This is a genomic window from Acinetobacter sp. TUM15064 (assembly GCF_008980265.1).
Classification (GTDB): Bacteria; Pseudomonadota; Gammaproteobacteria; order Pseudomonadales; family Moraxellaceae; genus Acinetobacter.
In genome coordinates, this window is sequence record NZ_BKFU01000003.1 from 35910 (window position 1) to 58702 (window position 22793).

General features: G+C 39.7%; 22 protein-coding genes. 10 read left to right on the forward strand and 12 right to left on the reverse strand.

Features of this window, described 5'->3' with window-relative positions; all coding sequences use genetic code 11:
- Position 1 precedes the first annotated feature (1 nt).
- Positions 2-466, reverse strand: coding sequence for a MarR family winged helix-turn-helix transcriptional regulator (locus GBI16_RS01680; protein WP_086210117.1), 465 nt, complete (start codon positions 464-466; stop codon positions 2-4).
- Between the two features lie 153 nt (positions 467-619).
- The gene (locus tag GBI16_RS01685; RefSeq protein ID WP_086210116.1) at positions 620-922 is read right to left on the reverse strand and encodes a hypothetical protein; all 303 of its coding nucleotides are present in this window, start codon (positions 920-922) and stop codon (positions 620-622) included.
- Between the two features lie 537 nt (positions 923-1459).
- Between GBI16_RS01685 and GBI16_RS01690 the strand changes: the two genes are divergently transcribed.
- Both GBI16_RS01690 and GBI16_RS01695 read left to right on the forward strand, forming a co-directional pair.
- A complete protein-coding gene (locus GBI16_RS01690; protein ID WP_086210115.1) occupies positions 1460-2986 on the forward strand; it encodes a TerC family protein in 1527 nt (508 codons plus the stop codon).
- A 241-nt stretch (positions 2987-3227) separates the two neighbouring features.
- Positions 3228-3959 (forward strand): hypothetical protein, encoded by a 732-nt coding sequence (locus GBI16_RS01695; RefSeq protein ID WP_086210114.1) that lies wholly within the window; start codon positions 3228-3230, stop codon positions 3957-3959.
- 33 nt (positions 3960-3992) lie between these two features.
- Here GBI16_RS01695 and thiM read toward each other — a convergent pair whose 3' ends face one another.
- From thiM to GBI16_RS01710, 3 genes are all read right to left on the reverse strand, one after another.
- The gene (thiM, locus tag GBI16_RS01700) at positions 3993-4865 is read right to left on the reverse strand and encodes a hydroxyethylthiazole kinase (protein ID WP_086210113.1); all 873 of its coding nucleotides are present in this window, start codon (positions 4863-4865) and stop codon (positions 3993-3995) included.
- A gap of 11 nt (positions 4866-4876) precedes the next feature.
- On the reverse strand, positions 4877-6034 hold the full coding sequence (locus tag GBI16_RS01705; RefSeq protein ID WP_086210112.1) for a hypothetical protein: 1158 nt from the start codon (positions 6032-6034) through the stop codon (positions 4877-4879).
- Positions 6035-6219: 185 nt separating this feature from the next.
- Positions 6220-6477, reverse strand: coding sequence for a hypothetical protein (locus GBI16_RS01710; RefSeq protein ID WP_086210111.1), 258 nt, complete (start codon positions 6475-6477; stop codon positions 6220-6222).
- Between the two features lie 421 nt (positions 6478-6898).
- Here GBI16_RS01710 and pepN point away from each other — a divergent pair, with 421 nt between their 5' ends.
- Together pepN and GBI16_RS01720 are read left to right on the forward strand one after the other, a co-directional pair.
- A complete protein-coding gene (gene pepN / locus GBI16_RS01715; RefSeq protein ID WP_151706393.1) occupies positions 6899-9508 on the forward strand; it encodes an aminopeptidase N in 2610 nt (869 codons plus the stop codon).
- A gap of 250 nt (positions 9509-9758) precedes the next feature.
- The gene (locus tag GBI16_RS01720; protein ID WP_086210109.1) at positions 9759-9974 is read left to right on the forward strand and encodes a hypothetical protein; all 216 of its coding nucleotides are present in this window, start codon (positions 9759-9761) and stop codon (positions 9972-9974) included.
- Between the two features lie 67 nt (positions 9975-10041).
- Here the strand turns inward: GBI16_RS01720 and GBI16_RS01725 are convergent, their stop codons facing one another.
- Together GBI16_RS01725 and GBI16_RS01730 are read right to left on the reverse strand one after the other, a co-directional pair.
- Positions 10042-10485 (reverse strand): universal stress protein, encoded by a 444-nt coding sequence (locus GBI16_RS01725; RefSeq protein ID WP_086210108.1) that lies wholly within the window; start codon positions 10483-10485, stop codon positions 10042-10044.
- A gap of 82 nt (positions 10486-10567) precedes the next feature.
- Positions 10568-11011 (reverse strand): universal stress protein, encoded by a 444-nt coding sequence (locus GBI16_RS01730; RefSeq protein ID WP_086210107.1) that lies wholly within the window; start codon positions 11009-11011, stop codon positions 10568-10570.
- Between the two features lie 296 nt (positions 11012-11307).
- Here GBI16_RS01730 and GBI16_RS01735 point away from each other — a divergent pair, with 296 nt between their 5' ends.
- The 3 genes from GBI16_RS01735 to GBI16_RS01745 all read left to right on the forward strand — a co-directional run bounded on the left by GBI16_RS01735 (position 11308) and on the right by GBI16_RS01745 (position 13314).
- Positions 11308-12327 carry an alpha/beta hydrolase gene (locus GBI16_RS01735; protein WP_151706394.1) on the forward strand — a complete coding sequence of 340 codons (1020 nt, stop codon included), beginning with the start codon at positions 11308-11310 and terminating at the stop codon, positions 12325-12327.
- 79 nt (positions 12328-12406) lie between these two features.
- On the forward strand, positions 12407-12751 hold the full coding sequence (locus GBI16_RS01740; protein WP_086210104.1) for a multidrug efflux SMR transporter: 345 nt from the start codon (positions 12407-12409) through the stop codon (positions 12749-12751).
- A gap of 5 nt (positions 12752-12756) precedes the next feature.
- Positions 12757-13314 (forward strand): TetR/AcrR family transcriptional regulator, encoded by a 558-nt coding sequence (locus GBI16_RS01745; protein WP_086210103.1) that lies wholly within the window; start codon positions 12757-12759, stop codon positions 13312-13314.
- Positions 13315-13380: 66 nt separating this feature from the next.
- Here GBI16_RS01745 and GBI16_RS01750 read toward each other — a convergent pair whose 3' ends face one another.
- The 4 genes from GBI16_RS01750 to GBI16_RS01765 form a co-directional block, all read right to left on the reverse strand.
- Entirely contained in the window at positions 13381-14556 is a 1176-nt protein-coding gene (locus tag GBI16_RS01750; RefSeq protein WP_086210102.1) for a benzoate/H(+) symporter BenE family transporter, read from the reverse strand.
- A gap of 125 nt (positions 14557-14681) precedes the next feature.
- A complete protein-coding gene (leuE, locus tag GBI16_RS01755; protein ID WP_086210101.1) occupies positions 14682-15332 on the reverse strand; it encodes a leucine efflux protein LeuE in 651 nt (216 codons plus the stop codon).
- Between the two features lie 70 nt (positions 15333-15402).
- Complete coding sequence (gene tal, locus GBI16_RS01760) at positions 15403-16389, reverse strand: transaldolase (RefSeq protein WP_010326829.1); 987 nt, start codon at positions 16387-16389, stop codon at positions 15403-15405.
- 92 nt (positions 16390-16481) lie between these two features.
- Positions 16482-17369 (reverse strand): LysR family transcriptional regulator, encoded by an 888-nt coding sequence (locus GBI16_RS01765; protein ID WP_151706395.1) that lies wholly within the window; start codon positions 17367-17369, stop codon positions 16482-16484.
- Positions 17370-17468: 99 nt separating this feature from the next.
- Here GBI16_RS01765 and aceI point away from each other — a divergent pair, with 99 nt between their 5' ends.
- A complete protein-coding gene (aceI, locus tag GBI16_RS01770) occupies positions 17469-17903 on the forward strand; it encodes a chlorhexidine efflux PACE transporter AceI (RefSeq protein ID WP_086210100.1) in 435 nt (144 codons plus the stop codon).
- Positions 17904-18606: 703 nt separating this feature from the next.
- Here the strand turns inward: aceI and GBI16_RS01780 are convergent.
- Complete coding sequence (locus tag GBI16_RS01780; protein WP_151706397.1) at positions 18607-20124, reverse strand: acetyl-CoA C-acetyltransferase; 1518 nt, start codon at positions 20122-20124, stop codon at positions 18607-18609.
- A 240-nt stretch (positions 20125-20364) separates the two neighbouring features.
- On the opposite strand from GBI16_RS01780, the gene GBI16_RS01785 reads away from it, so the two are divergent.
- Positions 20365-21756 (forward strand): 3-oxoacyl-ACP reductase, encoded by a 1392-nt coding sequence (locus tag GBI16_RS01785; RefSeq protein WP_151706398.1) that lies wholly within the window; start codon positions 20365-20367, stop codon positions 21754-21756.
- 148 nt (positions 21757-21904) lie between these two features.
- Entirely contained in the window at positions 21905-22759 is an 855-nt protein-coding gene (locus GBI16_RS01790) for a MaoC/PaaZ C-terminal domain-containing protein (protein WP_151706399.1), read from the forward strand.
- Positions 22760-22793 lie beyond the last annotated feature (34 nt).

Consider the following 22793-nt stretch of genomic DNA (forward strand, 5'->3'; position numbering starts at 1 on the left):
TTTAGCGCGCTAAATTTTTAAACACGTGTTTCAAGCTTTCCATCATTTTTTCAATTTGCAAAGGTGTTAAACCTTCAAATGATTGCTCAAGTACTACACTGGTTAAATCATTAATTTTACTGGTCATCTCCGTGCCTTTTTCTGTGAGGAGGACACGAGTGATACGTGCATCATCTTCACAAGAATAAGTTTCAACCAATCCTTCATCTTTCAAACGATAAACAATTTTGGTGGTTGTCGACATTTTTGAGACGACCATGTCAGATAGATCAGAAACACTGGCATGTGGTTTTGATTTGAGAGCAAGTAAAATACGACGACGAGAGTTGTCTAAACCATATTTTTTCAAAGCGTGATCGACATTGAGTACATATTGAGCATGTACTTGAGTTACCCAGTAAAATGGAAAGTTTTCCAGTGAAAAATCTTCAGAACCTGGTAGGAACTTACTATACTTTTTGGTCATGTGACGGATTCCCCGTGAATCGTATTTTTATTTTATAAATCAATTGAACACATTTTATGTGAACACTCATATACTTAGCAATATAAAATTACTGTTAAAAGAGATTTGCAGATGAAATATCTTTTAACAGTAATTTGAAGCTAAGTGTGGCTATTAAACAGATAGGGTATAACTGCTTTTATTTTGGTGAAAGCCAACAATAGTCTGCGCAAATTGTATAACTTCATCTTCTACTTCAGCATTCTGGTGAGAATCTAAAGAAAGTTTAGCCATTGGGGTACCGTCTTGTAGAACGATAGGTAGGAGCATTTCAAACTTTTGGTTATTATGCGAAACCACAATTTTAACTTGATGCTGATCAAATGATGAGTCTAAGTTGAGATATGAGCCTTCATAGCTAGTATTGCTAAGCATTTTTGACGTTTTATTAAAAGTCAAAGCCTTTTCATTGGTCATAGCAATGAATCCTATTCTGTATTACTTGATTGGATTAGAAATCCGCGCATCCTTGGTTTTAGCAATTGATTATTTTTACAACAATCTTGGCTGTGTTTCATTTTAGTGAAAAAAATGGATTTGTGAACTAGTGTTTTTAACAAAAAGTTTCAATGCGTAAGGTCATAAATATTATAAATTGATTTTTTTTAACTATTATTAAAATAAATAATGTATAAAAAACATTTATTTGATTCAAATAAATTGAGTCTGAAAATTAATTTTTTAAAAAATGACCAATGCGTCTAGAATTTTTAAACATCGAATATTGGCATTAAGTGACAATATCTAAAGTCAAGTTTGGCGCTTTAAGGGTAAATTTCACTCTATAAGTATCTAAATATTAAAATTTTGTTAAAAACCATAAAAAAAATATTACAAAGCAAACATCTCAGGCATAATTATTTCATCTTTAGTTGAACAGGTCACAAAAATGGATCCGTCGCCGTGTGGGTTTATGCTTTTAAAACAGAAACATAATTCTGGAGTAATGAAATAATGGAATTTCTATTAGATCCGGGAATATGGGTTGGTTTGCTTACTCTTATTATATTAGAAATTGTTTTAGGTATTGATAACCTAGTCTTTATTGCCATTTTGGCTGAAAAACTTCCCCCTGAACAACGTGATAAAGCGCGTGTCATAGGTTTATCCCTTGCACTTATTATGCGTTTGGGTTTGTTATTTGCAATTTCTTGGTTAGTCACATTGACTCAACCGCTTATTTCTATATTGGAATGGACATTCTCTGGACGCGACCTCATTTTACTTTTTGGTGGCTTATTCTTGGTATATAAAGCCGTTACTGAGTTGCACGAAAAAATTGAAGGTAAGCCTGAGCTTAAAGTTACAAGCAATGTTGTCTATGCAGGTTTCACCGCAGTCGTTGCACAAATTGTTATTCTAGATGCTGTTTTTTCACTGGACTCAGTAATTACCGCCATTGGTATGGTAGATAACATTTATGTCATGATGGCAGCGATGATTGTTGCGATGGCCGTGATGTTGTTGGCATCTAAGCCTTTAACTGCTTTCGTAAACCGTCATCCAACCGTGGTTATTTTGTGTCTTAGTTTCCTGTTATTGATTGGTATCAGCCTAATTGCGGAAGGTTTCGGCTTCCATATTCCTAAGGGTTATATCTATTCGGGTATTGGTGTCGCGATTGCGATCGAGGCATTTAACCAGTTTGGTGAGCGTAATGCGGCAAAACATGAAGCTAAAATTCCACTACGTCATCGTACTGCGGATTCTATTTTAAAACTCATGGGCGGAAAAATCGAAGCTGAAGACCCGGAACAGCGTCAAGCACAAGAAGCTTTTGCGGATGAAGAGCGTTATATGATCGGTGGTGTGCTGACATTGGCCGAACGCTCTGTGGCTTCAATCATGACGCCACGTAGCCAAATTTCATGGGTCAATTTAGACGATTCCCCTGAAAAAATTCGTGAGCAGGTATTGTCTGTACCACACAGCTTATTTCCAGTGTGTCGTGGTAGTCTAGACAAGGTCATAAGTATTGCACGTGCCAAAGAGCTGCTTGATGTACTCGATGATGAAGAACAGTTAAAAGATCTGATCAAGCGTCATCGCCCAATTTACATCTTCGAAAAAATGAAAGTGATTGATGCCATTAATACTTTGAGAACATCAAAAGGTTCTTTGGTCTTGGTGAGTGATGAGTTTGGTAATGTACAAGGCTTGGTGTCACCGCTTGATGTGTTTGAAGCAATTGCTGGTGAGTTTCCTGACGCTGATGAACAGCTTGATTTGATCAAAATAGATGATCAGACTTGGAAGGCGACAGGAATGCTAGACTTGTACCAACTTGAACTCGAACTTGGAATGCTGGATTTGGTCGAGGAAGATGCAGGCTATATCAGTGTAGCTGGATTAATTCTTGATAAAACCCATGGTGATGTTCAGGTTGGAACTCAGTTAGACTATCGTGGTGTTCATTTTGAAGTGCTTGAGTTAGATTCAAATCGAATTAAAACTGTCAGTATTGTTCATCGTCTAGTTTAAGATTTGCTTTAAGCTTTTGTAAAAAAATGTCAGCTTTATGTTGGCATTTTTTTTGTATATAAATTAACCATTAGATGTTTGATTAAAAAATCGCTATGCTATGCGCAAAATTTAGTGGCGATGTGCGTTTATCCTTTTTGAGCTGGTGAAGTTTAGTAAAGGTAGGTTTTTATCCCATAATTTAATATCAGATAATAAATAAAGGTAGTGTGGCTACCAAAAATAAAAATGGAAAGAGCTCATGCATCTTATGGAAAAAATGGTTGATTTCACTAAGCTTTCGACTGAGAAGCAACAGGCCTTATTTAAGAAATTGGAAAGCTTTGATCGGAAAATTTTTCCAAATGCAGTTCAAAATGAGTTATATCAACTGCTTTATAATCATGATGTCGTTGCATTACCGATTATTCGTTTTTATCATCGAGGTAAAATCGTCGGTCAAAATATTATTGCCATTTTAAAGCTTAATAGAGAGCAGCAGACCTTGTATATCGTGAATTCACGAGCAGCCTTTTTACCTGATTATAGGAATCAAAACAGAAGTTTGATGTCTGCGATACGAGTGGCTTTAGGTTATCGCCTCAAATATCCCACGCGACAGCTGTGGTTTGTTTCAAGCTTGATGCAACCGAAAGTGTATCGCTTGTTTGCTTCACGCTCTAAGCGATTTTATCCACGTGTTGGTGCTAAGATGCCTGAAGAGTATTTGCAGGTGCTTGAGCTCATGCAAAATCGTCATGAGAATGTACAGCAACGTAGTGAGGATGTATTTGTACATCCTTGTGTGCTGCCACAAACAACCCCTGAACAATTAATTCGACTACGTAATCGGGCGAGTCCACATATCAACTTTTATATGCAGCATGCACCTGACTATTTTATCGGTATGGGGTTGATCTGTATTTGTAAATTAGATCTTTTTACATTAGTAGATGCTGCACTTAACTTGCTCTTAGGGCGAGAAGTCGCCTAACAAGCGAGTCAAGAACAGCTTTATTTGCGCTTATCAAGATGTTTGAATCAGTTGTATATTTGCATATTCATAAATCATTTCAGCTTTGAGTTGGTGAATTTGATCCATAAAAGCTACGGCAAAGCTTCCAATGCTTTGACTTTGGGTATAAGCAAGTTGTCCAGCAATCGCAAAGTGAATATGCGCAGACAGTGCTGCAATAACAGGATTGGTCACCGCACTATAGGCAGCGATCAATGCGCCTAAAGCACAGCCTGTAGCGGTTACTTTCGGTTGTAAATATGAACCACCATTGACTTGAATCACAGCATTAAGTTCTTGAGACAGGATATAGTCAGATTCACCTGAGATAGCAATCACACCTGAATGTGCAAAAAGCGTTTTTGCTTGTTGGTAGACATCTGCGCTATTGGCAGTACTGTCCACACCTTTGGTTTCGATGTGGTTGCCTGCAAGTGTGCTGATCTCTGAAGCATTGCCACGGATAATCGTGGGTTTAAAGGCTAAAAGCTGATCGACCATTTCAGAGCGCCATTTTAAAAATGCACCATAACCAACAGGATCTAGAACCCATGGAATGCCTTGTTGCTGCGCAGTTTGAGCTGAGATTTGCATGGCTTGCATTTGTTCAGAGGTTGGTGTTCCTAGGTTGATACTAAGTGCTGCACTAATGCGGGTGAAACTTTCCGCTTCAAAGGGATTATCAATCATGGCAGGTGAGGCACCCGAAGCCAATAAAACGTTAGCTGCATAGTTGGCTGCAACACTGTTGGTGATACATTGCACCAAAGGTTGTTGTGTTTGCAGGGCAGTCCAAGCTTCAGCAACATATTCCACCAAGACATCGGTTTGGTCTTGAATTGATTGTTTTGAGTTAAGCAAGGAAAGGTCTAAAAGCTCGGTCATAGTGGGTGCCCTTATTTGGTGAAATAGTGGTCTTGGTGCTTACATTTACGACAAAATAATGTCACATATTGGTCAGCATCGTAGTCTACAGTGAGTTCATTTGAACCACAGTACATACAGCGCTTTTGCGAATAGAAACTTAAACGCGGTTCAATTTTTTGCCATGAACGTGAAACAGGTTGGAAGAAAATAGTTTCGTCATAACCCAAGAAGCGGAAAAACAAAATTTCGCTCATTTTACTGAATGCTAAGTTATGAGGACGAGGCAGAGTTGAGGTTTCCCATTTTTCAGCCACACTACGTTCACGGTATTGTTGCAAGGTTTTTTTCAACAAGTTGGTATTGATAAAGTTTTCATTGCGTATTTGTAAGGCTTTACGTTCGTACAAATACTCCAATGCAGTTTGGATTAAATAATAAATTTGTCCGACTGCGAGTACATCGAGTAAACGATAACAAAACACTTGGAAACTGTTATTTCCCGCAATTTGAATGCCCCAAGTACGGCAGTAAAACTGCATAAACTGGATAATTTCCTGATAAAGCAATTGGTACAAGGCATTTTTGACTTCATCTGAGGTTTTAAATGGAACACCGAGGCTCAGGTTCTCGTAAAACCAATAACGAAGCTGTTGGGTAATGCTAAATAAGCTGGGTTCCGAATAACCATCTAAACGGACATTGATATAGTACTGATGTGCTTCACTGGCAAAATCTTTGGCAACGAGGATTTGTTCTTTTACCAGTTGTTTAACAAGGCTATTTTGAAACAGGTAATTGGGGCTGATGCTAAAATATTTGATCTGTTCCCAATCAATAAACTCTTGGTGTTGAGTATGTTCTTGTACGTAGTCATCAAGCAGGGCCAATAAAAATAATTTATGCATAAAACTGAGCTGGCCCAGTTCAAACTCATAAATGTCCTTAGTTTTGGTTTTCCGTTGTTCTTGCTGGCGAGTTTCTTTTAATATTTTTTTGCGCTGCGCTAAACAGCTGTCACAGTGACAATTTAGATTTGAATTACTAAAAACACGATGTTGGCAGTGGCTACATTCATGAAAGTTAATTTCTTTATCGTATTGTTCAGCATCCACCCAAAACATAGCCGCCTGACACAGTGGACATGGCGTGCTTTCATCAAGTTGTTTGTGCAAAATTTGAAGCGACATAGGATGAATCTGAAACTCAGGATTTTCTCAAATTATACACGCTAAAATTTCAGAAAGGCGTTGTAAATTGCAGTGTAATTGAACAAGCAGAGGCGCTTTGTGACGACGAGTTAGAAGAAGGGATACAGAGGCGAATATCGGGCAAAAAAATACGGCATGCGCCGTATTTTTTGTAGAAGTCGAATTTAAACGGGGCAAGGCAAAGAGTCGTCTTCTCTACCTAATTTTTTGGCTTCAATCATAGCTTGAACCTTCCTGTTGGGGAGCTTTTTGCGACTAAGGTTGTCATAGTGGTTTAAGATACTGGTGACGTCATGTGCTTGTAATGGCATTCCTTCACAGCTCATAAACATAGCAATCACTTTATGATCAATTTTTGCAGCATCCAGTGCTTGCAGCATTTTTATATTTTCGACGCGGACGATATGGTCTTTTAAATACATCTCACACCTCTTTTATTTTCTCTAAGTTTTATCATGCGCTATGCATAATGAGATACAAGCAAGAACTGTGCACAAAATGTAGACGATTTGAAAATTAAGTTATAAATTCGAAAACGTCTTTCTTATAGTGCTATAGGGTTTTGAGAAAGCCTGATTTTATTGAATTTGTACCATTTGTATGAAATTGGTTTTGAGTGCTGGTGTAAATATTGCAGAACAACACCAGCACAATGAACGGAATTGCCTATTTCTTATTCAATTGATAAAGATAGTGGATAGCGACAAGGGAAATACAATTGAAAAGCCAATTCAATGTGCCCATATAAATATCATTCAACGAACACAGACAGCATGACAAACTTGTCGTATGATCAAAACATACACAATATAAAGCTGTAGACCAATAGCATTAGGACATGACATGAATATTGCGGCAAATCCAATTATTGAGGCAGATCAAACTGTTTATTTAAAAGACTACCAAAAGCCATCTTTTTTAGTAGACAGCATTCACCTCGATATTCAAGTCTATGATGAGCATAGCAAAGTTGATGCTGTACTGGAGTTAACGCGCCAAGTTGAAGGTGATTTGGTTCTACTCGGGCGTGATTTAGAGCTGAAGCGTTTAGTGCTGAATGGTCAGCAACTCAGCCAAGAGCAATATGTACTTGATGCTGAGCAGTTGGTGATTCGCAATGCACCAAATCAGATCAAGCTTGAGACATCAGTGATCATTCATCCTGAGTCAAATACACAACTTGAAGGTTTATACCAAGCCGCATCAGATTTGTTCGTAACCCAAAATGAGCCTGAAGGTTTCCGTAAAATTACCTTTTACCCAGACCGTCCTGATGTTCTTTCAGTGTTTACCACACGTGTAGAAGCTGACAAAAAATATCCTGTGCTGCTTGCCAATGGTAACTTGATTGAAGCGGGCGAGGCAGGCGAAGGTCGTCACTATACCGTTTGGCAAGACCCAACCAAAAAACCAGCGTATTTATTTGCTTGTGTGATTGGTGATTTGGCTGTTTTAAAAGACCGTTATGTGACTTCCGAAGGTCGTGATGTGGCTTTGGAAATTTATGCCGAAGAAAAAGATATTCCGAAATGTCATATTGCGATGGAAGCTTTAAAGCATTCAATGCGTTGGGATGAAGAACACTATGGTCGTCCCTATGATTTAGATAATTATATGATTGTGGCGACCAGTGCTTTCAACATGGGGGCGATGGAAAACAAAGGTCTCAATATTTTTAATACCTCATGTGTTTTGGCGGATGAAGAATACACGACAGATGCCGCGATCATGCGTGTACAGTCGGTGATTGCCCATGAATACTTCCATAACTGGACAGGAAACCGAATTACTTGTCGTGATTGGTTCCAATTGTGTTTAAAAGAAGGCTTAACGGTTTTCCGTGATCAATCTTTCTCAGAAGATTTACAGTCTGCTGCGGTTCAACGTATTGACGACGTTGCGGTACTCAAAGCGCATCAGTTCCCAGAAGATTCAGGCCCATTGTCTCATCCACCGCGTCCAGACCATTTTGTGGAAATCAATAACTTCTATACGGCAACAGTCTATGAAAAAGGTGCGGAAATTAACCGCATGATGGCAACCTTATTAGGCAAAGAAAAATTCCGTAAAGGAAGCGATGAATACTTTGAACGCCATGATGGTCAAGCTGTGACAGTTGAAGATTGGGTCGCTGCTTTGACCGCGGGTTCAGGTGTAGATTTATCCAACTTCTTAACGTGGTATAACCAACCAGGTACACCAAAGTTAGAAGCTGAAGGTCACTATGATGCTGCTGCACAAACTTATAGCTTAAACTTTAAGCAAAGTTTAAAAGCACATCCTAAGTATCCGAACCTAAAAGCTGTTCCAATTCCTGTTGCTTTAGCACTGTTCGATGCTGCAACAGGTGAGCAATTGCTTTTAAACTCAGACAGTTTATTTGAAAATGCAGTCAAAGACGGTGTGTATCTTTTTGATCAAGACCAAGCCAGCATTGTATTTAGCGGTTTAAGCACGAAGCCGGTCGTGTCATTACTGCGTAATTTTTCTGCGCCCGTCAACTTAGAGTTCAACTATACCGATGAAGAGTTGGCATTCTTAATTCAATACGAAACCAATGGATTTAACCAATGGCAAGCAACACAAACACTGCTTGAGCGTATTTTGCTCAATGGTCATGATGCGCATATTTATATTCAAGCCATTAAAAACACGTTGCCTGCGCTTGTTGAGCAAGATCCACTCTTGGCATCGCGTTTATTTGATGTGCCAAGTGAAGGATATTTAGGTAGCCGTATCGACACCGATTATGAACCTGAGAAAGTTCAAGAACAGCGTAATGCTCTGATTGACAAACTTGCACGTGAGTTAGGGGCGTTCTGTAAAGACACGTATTTGGCTTTAGACCCAGATTTGCAAAAAGAGTTCTCACAAGCCATGGGTGTCCGTGCACTGAAAAATATAATGCTCAGTATGATGGCTCGCCAAGGTGATGAAACTGCTTTTGAGCTTGCGTACCAGCAATACGAAGCTACGGGCAATATGTCTGAACGTTTAGGCGCATTACGTGTCTTGGTGTGGAACGATGCTCCGCAAGCAGAAGCTGCTTTACGTGATTTTTATCTACGTTTTAAAGATGAGGCTTTGTCATTAGATCAGTGGTTTATGCTACAAGCGGCACATCCTTGTGCGACAGAAGAGACGATTAATTACCTTACTTCGCATGCAGACTATGATTTGGGTGTACCAAACCGCATCCGTTCAGTGAGTGGTGGCTTAAATGCAAACCCAGTGAACACATGGAGTTTTGGTGTGGATCATTTCATTGGACTGGCAAAGTATTTGGATGAGAAAAACCCAATTGTCGGCTCTCGTTTATTGCAAGTTTTGTCACGTTGGTACACATTGGCAGAACCACAGCGTAGTGAAGTGAAAGCAAAGCTTGAGGGCTTAAAACCACAAGTGAAATCTAAAAATGTCAGTGAGACTTTAAGTAGTATGCTAAGCATTTAACAGATTTCTTTTAATAAAAAAACCAGTCATATGACTGGTTTTTTTATTAAAACTGAAGAATGACTGCATGATGTAAATCTATATCAGTATTTATTTTAATAATGACTTTTCATGTGAATAGTGTGAAATGAATCGCATTTTATGAGCTATAATAATCTGCAATAATCATTGATTAGCTCATATTCTGCATTTTTTTCGGCCTATGTATGCAGGATGTTGAGTGAATAGAACATGTAGAGTGTAAACAGATATGTTAGTTAAGATTGAAGATGGGTTTTATTTAAATACTGTTCATATTATTGCGATTCGTATTGTAAAAAGTGTTGAACTGGGAACATTTCAAGTCAATATTGAATATAGTCCACATAACCATCATGCCTCGGGTTTATTTCAAAAAACCTTTATTCAACAGTCAGTAGCAGAGCAATATTTACAAAATTTGCATCAGCAAATTTCCAAAAGCTAGTGCAATATTAATATTTTGCTAAATAAAAAAGACTGCCTAGGCAGTCTTTTTTATTTAGCACTATGTATTAAACTTTCACAATTAAGACAGGAATAGGAGACTGAGTCAGGACATTTTGTGCCACACTACCTAGCATCATTTTTTTAAAACCTGTGCGTCCATGTGAACCCATCAAAATCAAATCTGCACTGACTTCATCGGCGACATGAATAATACCTTCAGAGGGAGATATACCGCGGATGACTTTAGTATCTGCTTCAATTTCATCACGGTCAAAAGAGAGTTTGACTTCAGCTAAACGTGCCTGAGCAGCTTGTTCTGCATGTAGGAAATAGTCTGTGATTGCAGGTGCAACTTTATAAAAATCGACTCCGACAAATGGATCAACGGCAATGACACTCATCAACGTTACACGACTATTGAGGTCTTTAGCCAAAGCAAGTGCCTGCTCAACGGCAGCATAAGACATAGGTGACTCATCAACTGCCACCAAAATGTGTTTATAGCTCATTGGTATTCTCCTTGTTTTTCTTCGCGATGGCTATTTTATGCAGAGAGAATCGTAGTGCATCGCAAAGAAAGTTTATTTTGGGTTAGGCTTTAACAATGAGAACAGGAAGCTCGGTAGACTTCAGCACATCTTGAGCGAAGCTACCTAAAAGAAACTTTTGGAAGCCTTTACGGCCATGTGAACCCATGACAATTAAGTCTGTTTTCAGCGAAGTTGCTGCTTCAACCACAGCATCTTCCGAAACTTGACCTTTGATGATTTTTGACTGAGCTGCTACACCATTTTCTTGTGCAATTTTAACGGCATCTTGCAGGGCTTTTTCAGCATTGTTATATGCTTCAATGAAATATTCTTTCATGATTGGAGCTGTGTAGTAAAAGTCAGCATCTTTCAAGGGATCCTCAGCGACTAAGCTGATGAGAGTTAATTGACTGCCGAAAACTTTGGCAATTTCACTTGCTTGTTTTACAGCAGAAAAAGAAATCTGTGAACCGTCAACAGGGACTAAAATATGTTGGTAAGCCATCAGTGGAACTCCTGATTGTATAAGATTTAGTTCTTGTTTTATTGATAACATACTGTACTTAAATGTTCAATTTTGATTGCGCTAAAAAATTGAAAATTCATGAAATTTTCAGAAAATAATGTCATTAAATGTGGATTTAGCCAGAATAAATCTTGAGCAAAAAACTCAAGTTTCAAGTTTGAAGAATTTTTTTCAGTGCTTAACTCGAGAGCTATAAAAGGGGCGAATTGGTCTGTTTTAAATATATCTTGCGCAAGATATTGTATTAGAATCACTTAAAAAATTGAGCAAACAATATGGGTTTTCAGTCTCTGATTAAAACAATCAGTATCATTTTTATGATGGTCGTGTTAAGTGCATGTCAAAGTGTCGAAAAAAATACCAAACTGATTGCGGGTACATTTAATACAGCAACCCATATTCAAATGAAAATGCTGGATCGTTTTGCTCCCCCTGATGTCATTGTACATCACAATATTCCATATCAAGCTAGTCCTGCGCTGAATCTTGATATTTATCAACCACAAAATATTGAACAATTAGATACAGTGCCTACAGTAGTTTGGGTTCATGGTGGTGGCTGGGTTTCTGGTTCTAAAGAACATGCACGTGGGTATTTCAAGCTTTTAGCCAACCAAGGTTTCAATGTTATTTCAGTTGAGTATCAGTTTGCCCCCGAGGCGATTTATCCAACGCAACTACATCAGCTCAATCAAGCACTTAGTTTTTTACAAAAACATGCTACTCAGTACCACATTAACGCGAACCAATTGTATCTTGCTGGAGATTCTGCTGGAGCCAATATTGCCAGCCATTATGCTGCACTTTTGACTAATTCTAGCTTTGCTGAAGCATCCGGCTTTCAACCTTCGATTCAAGCTAAACAACTAAAAGGATTGATTCTGCATTGCGGGATTTACGATTTATACAGTTTTGTGAATACGGCTCCTGAAGAGTTAAAGTTGATTGAATGGGGTGTATATAATTTGGTACAGGCTTATACAGGCGAGCGTAAGGACGATGCTGCATTTTTAAAGTCGATTTCAACCAGTGAACATATTACATCACAGTATCCTGCTGTATTTATTAGTGGGGGAAATAAAGACTTTTTAACCAAAACTCAGTCTTTACCTTTTGTTGAAGTACTGAAGCAGCATCAGGTGGCAGTTACAGAAGCTTTTTACCCAGACTCTAAAGAGTATTTGGTGCATGAATATCAGTTCATGATGAGTAAAGAGGCGAGTCAGATCACCTTTGATCGAACCATTGATTTTATAAAAAGAACTTCAGATTTAGTGATAAATTCATCCAAATAATCATGTTTAAAAGACTTGCTTAACTTTTGGGGTTTTATTAACATACCGACCGATCGGTATGTTAATAATTGAGTTTAGTATGAATCCTGTATTAATGGCTTATGCTTTGCTAGCGATGGCAATTATTTCTGAAGTCATTGGTTCGACCTTTTTAGTTAAGTCGGAAGGTTTTACCAAACTATTGCCTTCGCTGGCGGTGGTGGTTTTATTTTCGCTGGCATTTTATTTATTGTCACAAGTGATTAAAGTGATTCCTTTAGGTATCGCTTATGCAATTTGGGCGGGTGTGGGGATTGTTTTAACTGCATTGATTGGCTACTTTATTTTCAAACAAAGTTTAGATCTCGCCGCAATGATTGGTATTGCGTTGATTGTTTCTGGTGTAATCGTAATTAATTTATTTTCAAATTCGACAGGGCATTAACTTCGATGCAACAAACAACTCCACGTAAAAAAGCACCTGAACAGGTTCGCCACAGTATTTTGCAACATGCCATCCGTTTGGCAGCTGAAAAGGGTGTGACTGGGGTTTCTATACAGGCCGTAGCTGATTTGGTTGGCGTGAGTAAAGGAGGGGTTTTTCATCATTTTCCAAACAAGCAAAAGCTACTTGAGGCAATGATTGTAGAACAGCTTGAACAATTAGATCGAGTGGTGGATCAGTTGATAGCCAAAGATCAAGAGTATTACGGATGCTTCACGAGAGCCTATATCGAAATTACATTAGAAAAGCAGGTGCTGGGTTTAGAACACTCTTGGTCAGCTATTTCGATGATCATGCTGACGGATCGCACCTTTAATGAGTATTGGATTGAGTGGCTAGAGAAACGTTTGGCTCGACATCAGGATACAGACAATGATTTGGAGCTTAAAATTTTGCGTTATGCTGCGGATGGTATTTGGCTCACAGCATTTACTGAGGTGGAAAATCTGTCTGAGACGATGCAACTCAAGCAAGAATTGATTCAACGAAGTTATCAGCATTAACTTTTTAAGTTAGCAGTATTTGAAAATAAAAAAGCACCCATCGAGGGTGCTTTTTTATATGAGGGCTTAAACTTTTTTGGTTTTAAACTTAAATATAAGCATAACTGCAAAACCAAAGAGTAGTCCCCAAAAGGCAGAACCAATGCCAAAAAACTGAACGCCTGATGCACTAAATAAGAAAGTCATGAGGGCTGCTTCACGGTCTGAGACTGCTTCAAATGCAATTGCAATGTTATGACTAATCGTGCCAAATAAAGCAATGCCTGCTAAGGCTGTAATAAAGATTGCAGGGAAAGACAACAAAAGACTGGTGAGGGTTGCTGCAAATAGTCCCATTAAGATGTAAAAGAAGCCGCAGCTCATGCCCGCAATATAGCGTTTTGATGGGTCAGGGTGAACTTGTTCATCTAAACTGACAGCGGCACTGATGGCTGCAGTATTCACACTATAGCAACCAAATGGTGCGAGTAAGGCTTGAGCGGTACCCGTCCAACCAATCAGTTGATTGACATGTGGGTTATAGCCATAGCTTTTAATCATGGCAATACCTGGTAAATATTGGGATGCCATATTGATCACAAACAAAGGCAGCGCTAAACCTAAAATAGCAGACATACTGAATTCAGGCGTCATCCAAACAGGTTGCGCTAGGCTCCATGTGATTTGAGGTGTATGGAAGTCTAAGAACAATGGGCAGAGTAACAAGCCTGCAATCACGGTAATGACGATACAATAACGTGGGGTAAGTCGCTTAGAAACAATATAAGCCGCCAGCATGGATAAAATAAACCCCCAATGGTCTTGCATACTGGCGAACAATGAAATACCAAACTTCAGTAGCACACCTGCCAGCATGGCACTGGTTAGGCTTTGCGGGATATAAGTCAGAACTCTCTCAAAGATCCCGAAAAAGCCCAAAATAGCGGTAACTAAACCACAGACCAAAAATGCGCCAATTGCTTCATGTAAACTATAGCCACTGCCCGTAGCAATAATTAAAGCCAGTGCCGCAGTAGACCATGAGGTCGATACAGGATATTTAAGTTTCCAAGATAAAAGCAATCCACTCAAACCAATACCCAGACCTAAAGCCCAGAACCATGAGTTGATTTGTGCGGTATTTGCACCTAAGACTTGGGCGGACTGAATGACCAAGACTGAAGACACACTAATGCCAATGAGGAAGGTAATAAAACCTGCGAATACTGCTGGAACTGAGAAATCTTGAAATAATTTTTGCATGAAGATCAAAACATAATTTGAATGAGTGAAAATAGCGATTGTTCAAGGATCATACGCTGGTTCTTGAAAAAGAAAACAGCATACAATGGTTTTTTTATCGAAAATAACGAGATTATTCACGAGAATTACAGGGTGGAAAGTGCGAGCTTTAAACCAAAACCACAAAACAGTAAACCAACAGTTGCCACTGCGACAGCGGCAACTTTAAACTGACGGTTAAAGTAACTGGCCAATTTAATCCCTGAGAAAATCAAAATGCTAAGATAAGCCATGCTGATGATCTGCAAGATGACTGAAAGTAAAGTAAAGCTGAGTGCAGGATAAGCGTATTTAGGGTTAACAAACTGCACAAAGAAAGACAAATAGAACAAAATAGCTTTAGGGTTTAAAAGACTAATGGTCAGAGCTGATCTAAACGGGTGTAGCGTTTGCAAAGTATTCTGGTTTGCACTTGCTTCAAGATGTTGTGGGGATGAATGCCACGTTTTGACGCCAGCAAATAAGAGTTTTCCACCTAGGTAGGATAGGTACAAAGCCCCTACAATTTTTAATAAAATGAACAGCCAAGGAAAAGCATGTAAAAGAGATGCTGCGCCTAGTACTGTGCATAGAATGAGGATCAGGTCACCCGTGAAAACGCCTAATGCTCCCCAATAGCCGATCTTCGGACCAAAACGCGAGGCAATGGACATCACATAAAGAGAATTTGGGCCTGGTAAAATCACAATTAAAATTGTACCGATGATATAGGTACCGATGTCGATAATCCCAAACACAACATATTCTCAATAAAAAAGCCGATATTGCATGATAGCAAAATCGGCTTTTAAAAGAAGAAAAATCAAGTTAAGCTGAAATTTCTTCATCTAGACCAAAAGACTGACGCAATAGTGTGTTCAGCTGTTGACGGGCTTTAATAAATCCATCAATACCGCCTTGTAACAACTGCGTTGCCATCAAGTCATGTTCAATTTGATTCCTAAACTCAGTTTCACTGAGTGTGTTAAGTGCAGTTGTCGCTGGCGCAATATCACTTGCTGACAGTTGGGCTTTAACTTCACGTGTGTCTTGTTCAAGAGCTGCCAATAAGTTAGGCGCAACAGTAAGAAGGTCACAACCTGCAAGTCCTAAGACTTGGTCAACACTGCGGAAGCTTGCGCCCATAATTTCTGTTTTGATCCCATGTGCTTTATAGAACTGGTAAATTTGCTTCACAGAAAGTACGCCAGGGTCTTTCTCAACTGGATAGCTGTCCACGCCTTCGGCTTTTTTGTACCAATCTAAAATACGTCCAACAAAAGGTGAAATTAAAGTGACATTTGCCTCCGCACAAGCATGGGCCTGATGCACACCAAACAAAAGCGTTAAGTTGGTATGGATACCTTCAGCTTCTAACACTTTCGCTGCTTGAATACCCGCCCATGTTGAAGCGATTTTAATTAATATACGATTTTGATCTACGCCGTAGTTTTTATATAGCGCCAACAGCTCTTTGGCTTTTTCAATGGTGGCATCGGTATCGTATGACAGTGCAGCATCCACTTCTGTAGATACACGACCCTCAATCAATTTGAGAATTTCCACCCCAAACTTGACGGTAAGAATGTCGATTGTGCGTTCAATGAGTAAGTCTTCTTTATAGCCCTCAGTTTTGGCTTGAGCAAAAGCATCCTCAATCAACTCTTTATTTTCAGGTTGAATAGCAGCCGCTGTAATCAGCGACGGATTAGTCGTTGCGTCAAGCGGGCGAAATTGGTTAATCGCCGCTAAATCGCTACTGTCAGCAACAATGGTGGTTAAGCTTTTTAATTGGTTTAATGCAGTTTGTGTCATTGATCGTTAGTTCTTAAAGTTATTACCCATAAAATATTTATAACACAAACTGCTTCTAACCCAAGTGGATTCGGATGTTTTAACAGCAGTTATCACGATTTTTTACGTTGATTTCGGATGTGTTGGATTAAAAAACGTGCAGCTGCACCCAATTCACTTTCACGACTCCAGACCAAATCGACAAAATATTCAAACTTTGGGGTGAAATCCAGCAGATCTAATATTTTCAACTGGGTTTTGAGCTGAGGGTTTTCATTCAGCATTTCCAAGGGTAAAACACCCCAACCGAAATTTTGCATAATGAGTGCGCAGGCAGAGTGATGATTGTCAGTCCGCCAATATTCTTTAGAAAAAAGTAGTTCAGGCTTAATGCTTTTATCTCGGCTGGCAACCACGATCTGGCGACTGTGTTGAATTTGTTCAAAGCTGACTTGTGAAAATTGCGCCAGCTCAAAGTCTTTGTTTGCGACAGGGACTAAAGTTTCCATTTTTAATTCAACAAACTGTTCGCTGCATTCCAGCTGTTCACGTTCGAACATCAGTGCAAGTTGCGCTGTACCGTTGAGTAACATTCTTTGCGCATCTTCCTGAGGTGCAGAAAAAATGTTGATCTGTAGACTGGGAAATTCAGCTTCTAATATTGCGATGTAGTCGATCCATTGCATATGGAGCAGTTCGGATACAACGACGATATTGAGCGAGGACTCCAAACCGTGGCTTAGGGCATGAGCATGCTGTTTCCATTGATTCATTTCGGTCAGTAGTTGCTCGGTCTTTTCATACAAGGTTAGGGCTTGCGCTGTTGCTGTAGGCTCACGTCCTTCGCGTAAGAAAAGTTGTAGGTTTAAGTCTATTTCCAAGTTGGCAATTGACATACTCACGGCCGATGGCACTTTGCCCAATTTTCGTGCGGCAGCTGAAAATGAGCCTGACTCAATCACGGTTTTAAAAATGATCAGTTGCTCTTGATTGATATTCATAATTTTCTATCTTTCAGTTTTACTGAAAGAACCTGACTCGATTAATCAATATTATAAAAATAAAATAGCCAACATCCAATCATAAAAGAGTAATTAAAAATGTTGATTTCCAAAAGAAGGATTATTCATGCGCTCAGCTATGAAATCATCCTATTGGTGATCATTGCTGTAGCTTTAAGTTTCATATTCCATATGCCTTTAGAGGTCACAGGCGTACTCGGTATTGCCATGGCAGTCACTTCGGTCATATGGAATATGGTGTTTAACCATTTTTTTGAAAAGTTTGAAGCAAAAAGAAAACTCAAAAGAACCATCGGCGTACGTGTTCTTCACGCGATTGGTTTTGAAGGTGGTTTGATGCTTGCAACCATTCCAATGGTCGCATATGCAATGCAAATGAGTATTTGGCAAGCCATCGTACTCGACTTCAGTTTAACCATGTGTATTTTGGTTTATACCTTTATTTTCCAATGGTGTTATGACATGGTGGAGGCCAAATTGGGTATTCAATCTGAAGCGCAATATTCAAATTAAAAATTAAGCCACGCAATGTCGTGGCTTTTTTAATGTGATGCGATTCTTATTTGAATTTTCTGACATTTAAAATATAAGGGATCATTAAGGCAAAAAAGACGGTGATGGCAGCATGAAAACTATTTGCTATAGCGCTTATATATGGATGCGCAAAGCCTTTGAGATAGATCATGGTTGTGCCTTTCTTTGTACCGGAATTTGTGTATGGGATTTCATCACTGATCAAAAACCAACTTAAGCAGAAAAAGAGCAACATAAAAATAAAAAACACTAAGCCTAGTGGATTAAACATTGAGCGTTGTTGTGTATTCAGTTTTGCGTAGTGTTGCCTGATGTGCTGAACTTGTGGTCGGTTGAGTTGTACACGAAAATAATTGATCAAAATAAGGGCAAGACAGATGAAAGTACAAATAGCAAAAAAGTCATTGAGAAATTTATGCGGGCTGGACAAGTTGGATGCAATGCTGGTTGGAAACACGCCTTGAAAGTGGAAGTCGAAGCTGACAATCAAAAGCGCTATGACTAAGGGAGTGAGGTAAAAATAATAATAGCGAATCGGGGTATTGAGATAAACAGTAAAGGGCGGTGAATTTTGCATAGTTTGTATTTGGTTATTTTATGTTTTTATCTATAGAGTAAATTGATGGTTTTGACCTGTAAAAAAGCACCTCAAAAGAGATGCTTTTTTACAGTGAGGGCGAGATTATTTTTCAATAATTGCTGTCACACCTTGACCACCTGCAGCACAGATTGAAACCAGTACGCGACCTGCACCTTTTTGGTTAATCAACTTCGCAGCAGTGGCAATGATACGACCACCGGTTGCAGCAAATGGGTGACCTGCTGCAAGTGAAGAACCTTTGACGTTGAGTTTAGTGCGGTCAATTGAACCGAGTGGAGCATCTAAACCTAAACGGTCTTTACAGAATTTTGGATCTTCCCAAGCTTTCAACGTAGAAAGTACTTGCGACGCAAATGCTTCATGAATTTCGTAGTAGTCGAAGTCTTGAAGTTTAAGGCCAGCACGCTCAAGCATACGTGGAACTGCATAAGCAGGCGCCATCAATAAGCCTTCTTTTTTCTCAACGAAATCAACAGCAGCCGTTTCTTGGAAGGTTAAGTAAGCAAGGACTTCGTGACCGTTTGCTTTCGCCCATTCTTCAGATGCTAAAAGCACACAAGATGCACCATCCGTAAGTGGTGTTGAGTTACCCGCAGTCATGGTACGTGCATCGCCTTTACCAAAAGCTGGTTTGAGCTTAGCAAGTTTTTCAACCGTAGAGTCAGCACGTAAGTTGTTGTCACGCTCTAAACCTAAGAATGGTGTGATCAGGTCATCGAAGAAGCCTTCTTCGTAAGCCGCAGCCATTTTTTGGTGTGAAGATGCAGCAAGTTCGTCTTGCGCTTCACGTGCAATACCCCATTCAAGCGCAGTAATGGCTTGGTGATCACCCATAGACAAACCTGTACGTGGCTCACCATTTTTCGGCGCATCCATCAAGTCTTTTAGGTTGATTTTGGTTAAAGCTTTTAAACGGTCTTTACCCGTTTTTGCAATGTTGAGTTCAAGTAATGCTTTACGTAAACCATCACCAAACGCAATTGGTGCATCAGAAGTGGTATCTACACCACCAGCAACACCCACTTCAATTTGACCCAGTGCGATTTTATTCGCAACTAAGAACGCTGCTTGTAAGCCAGTACCACATGCTTGCTGAATATCGTAAGCAGGTGTTTCTGGCGCAAGTGCAGTGTTTAGTACACATTCACGGGTCATGTTAAAGTCACGGCTGTGCTTAAGAACAGCACCAGCAACCACTTCACCAAGGCGTTGGCCTTGAAGATTAAAACGTTCAACAAGACCGTTTAGCGCTGCTGTGAACATATCTGTATTCGAAGCGGTGAAATATGCGCCATTTGAGCGAGCGAAAGGAATACGGTTACCACCGATAATAGCCACGCGGCGAACAGTGTTTTGACTCATGGTTTGATCCTGTTGAACAGCAGTTTGAGTTTTTGGTTTTGAAGCATTTGTAGAAGAAGCAGGGCTTTTACTACGAGTTGACGCAGCACGAGTGCGAGTCGGCTTAGTCGTGTTATTTACTGATTGGGTTGTCGTGCCAGTACTTTTAGTTCTACGCGGTGTACTTTTTGATGTATTTGACACGGTTTCCGTAGCAGAATTTTCCACTGCTGGATTTTCTTGAGTTGTTTTGCTCATAAGGCTTTTCCAAGCATGTTAATCTATTCTTAGGGTGTACATTAGCATATTATAAAAAGGGCTGAATTGACTAGAATGACATTGCAACAGGCTTTCAGGTCAAGACATATCCTCTATAACTCAAGTATGATTCTACTGAAACCGATGGAACTATTGAAATATAAGACTCTAGACATCACTTTGAAGTTAAAAGGATATCTTTGAATCCATCAACAATTCATTTGTATGAGAGATAAAAACATGACTGATCAATACCAAACATTTGCAAAATCTCCTATTGGTAAATTTGTCATTAAAAATTTGGGTTTACCTGCACCAACTTTTTTAGACCGTTTTGAGTCAGCAACGCCTGTGATTAAAGGTGCTGTATTACTGGGTGCAGCAGCAAACAGTTCACTATCTGGTGCAATTGCGCAAGTGTTGGCAAATGTCCACGCCAATAGCTATGCGGGTAACAATGCGCAACTACAACAAGCTGCGGCTCAAGTGGGCTTAAACTTAAGTGCATTTAATGCAGGCGACAAAGAGTCTAAATTCAAAGTTGTTATTTTTGATGCATCTGGCATTGAGTCATCAGAGCAACTTAATGAGTTATATAACTTCTTTAACCCGATTGCACGTCAAGTGGCTGCTTCTGGTCGTGTGATTGTGGTAGGCACGACCCCTGAAACTGCGGGTAGCGTTAAAAAAGCGATTGCACAACGCGCGCTTGAAGGCTTCGTGAAGTCAGTCGGTAAAGAATTTAAAAAGGGGATTGCAGCACATTTGATTTATGTGGATGCAGATGCGGAAGCAAATCTTGAGTCAACTTTACGTTTTGCAGCATCTCCACGTTCTGCTTATGTCTCTGGTCAAGTGATCCGCGTATCTAAAGCTGATGTTGTAGATGTGGACTGGGCTAAACCATTGGCTGGTAAAACTGCTGTAGTGACAGGTGCGAGCCGTGGTATTGGTGAAGCGATTGCACATGTCTTGGCACGCGATGGCGCGCATGTGATTTGTTTAGACGTACCACAGCAGCAAGCAGATCTTGACCGTGTTGCAGGTGAGATTGGTGGTTCAACACTGGCAATTGATATCACAGCAAACGATGCTGGTGAGAAAATCAAAGCTGCGGCAGCTGCTCAAGGTGGTTTAGACATTATTGTGCATAACGCAGGTATTACCCGTGACAAAACTTTGGCAAATATGAAGCCTGAGCTTTGGGACTTGGTCATTAACATTAACCTGTCAGCGATTGAGCGTGTAAATGATTATTTACTTGCGAACGACGGTTTAAATGCCAATGGTCGTATTGTTTGTGTATCATCAATTTCAGGTATTGCAGGTAACCTCGGTCAAACCAACTATGCGGTATCAAAAGCGGGTGTCATTGGTGTGGTTAAATTTACTGCTCCAACGTTGACGAATGGCATTACCATCAATGCGGTTGCACCAGGTTTCATTGAAACGCAAATGACCGCTGCGATTCCATTTGCAATCCGCGAAGCGGGTCGTCGTATGAACTCGATGAGCCAAGGTGGTTTACCGGTAGATGTTGCTGAAACGATTGCTTTATTTGCAGCGACAGCATCGACTGGTTTAAACGGCAACGTGGTACGCGTTTGTGGTCAAAGCTTGTTGGGTGCTTAATTTAAAAACTTGAATTTATCTCTCCTTTAGAGGGGAGATGAATTCTTTATATTATAAATGGGATGGCATTTTTCCCTCATCCCAACCTTTTCCCTGAGGGAGAAGGAACTTTCAAAATATTGAAATAAAAACTTCTCAAAGGTTCAGTATGAAGACTCGCCATTTTAGTCAACTTCCAAAACCATACATGGCTTATCCGAAAGTCATTCAAGGTTTGATTTTTAAAAAACCAAAAGGTGAAAAAGTCTTACCGCAGGTTGAGTATGTGGTAGATTCTTTTAATGTCGATGAAAAGCATTTGAAAGCCTATAACGAAGTATGTGGCTTTAAGAATAATGGTTATATTCCTGCGATTTATTTGGCTGTATTATCGCAAAGCTTACAAATGCACATGATGGGGCAAGAGCCGTTTCCATTTCCAGTGTTAGGTTTGGTGCATATTCGCAATCAAGTCAAACAAATGCGTAAAGTTGGCGTCAATGAAACCCTCACTTTATCATGTAAATATGGCGCGCTTGAGCCACATGATAAAGGTGTTCAGTTTGATTTTATTACCACGGTGAAAGTTGGTAATGAAGTCGTGGTTGAAGCTTTAACCACGTATTTAGCACGTCAAAAGACCGATGGTAAAACAGCACCAAAATTAGTCGAAGCAACGACTCCAGATTATCAGCCGAATGTAGTCTGGGAAGTCTCTGAAAATACAGGTCGTCGTTATGCAATGACTTCGGGCGACTTTAACCTGATCCACATTCATGCGGTGACAGCAAAAGCCTTTGGTTTTAAACAGGCCATTGCGCACGGCATGTGGAGTAAGGCACGAGCGTTGGCTTCGATCACATTGCCTGATGCTTATGAAGCAGATGTTTGGTTTAAACTGCCGATGTATTTGCCGTCAACAGTCGATTTTATGACTGTGACAAAAGGGGCAAATACTGCTTTCTTAATTCGAAATAGTAAGAATCAAAAACCGCATGTGACGGGACAGATCAAAGCACTATAATTTTAAAAAGCCCAGTTTAGATTACACTGGGCTT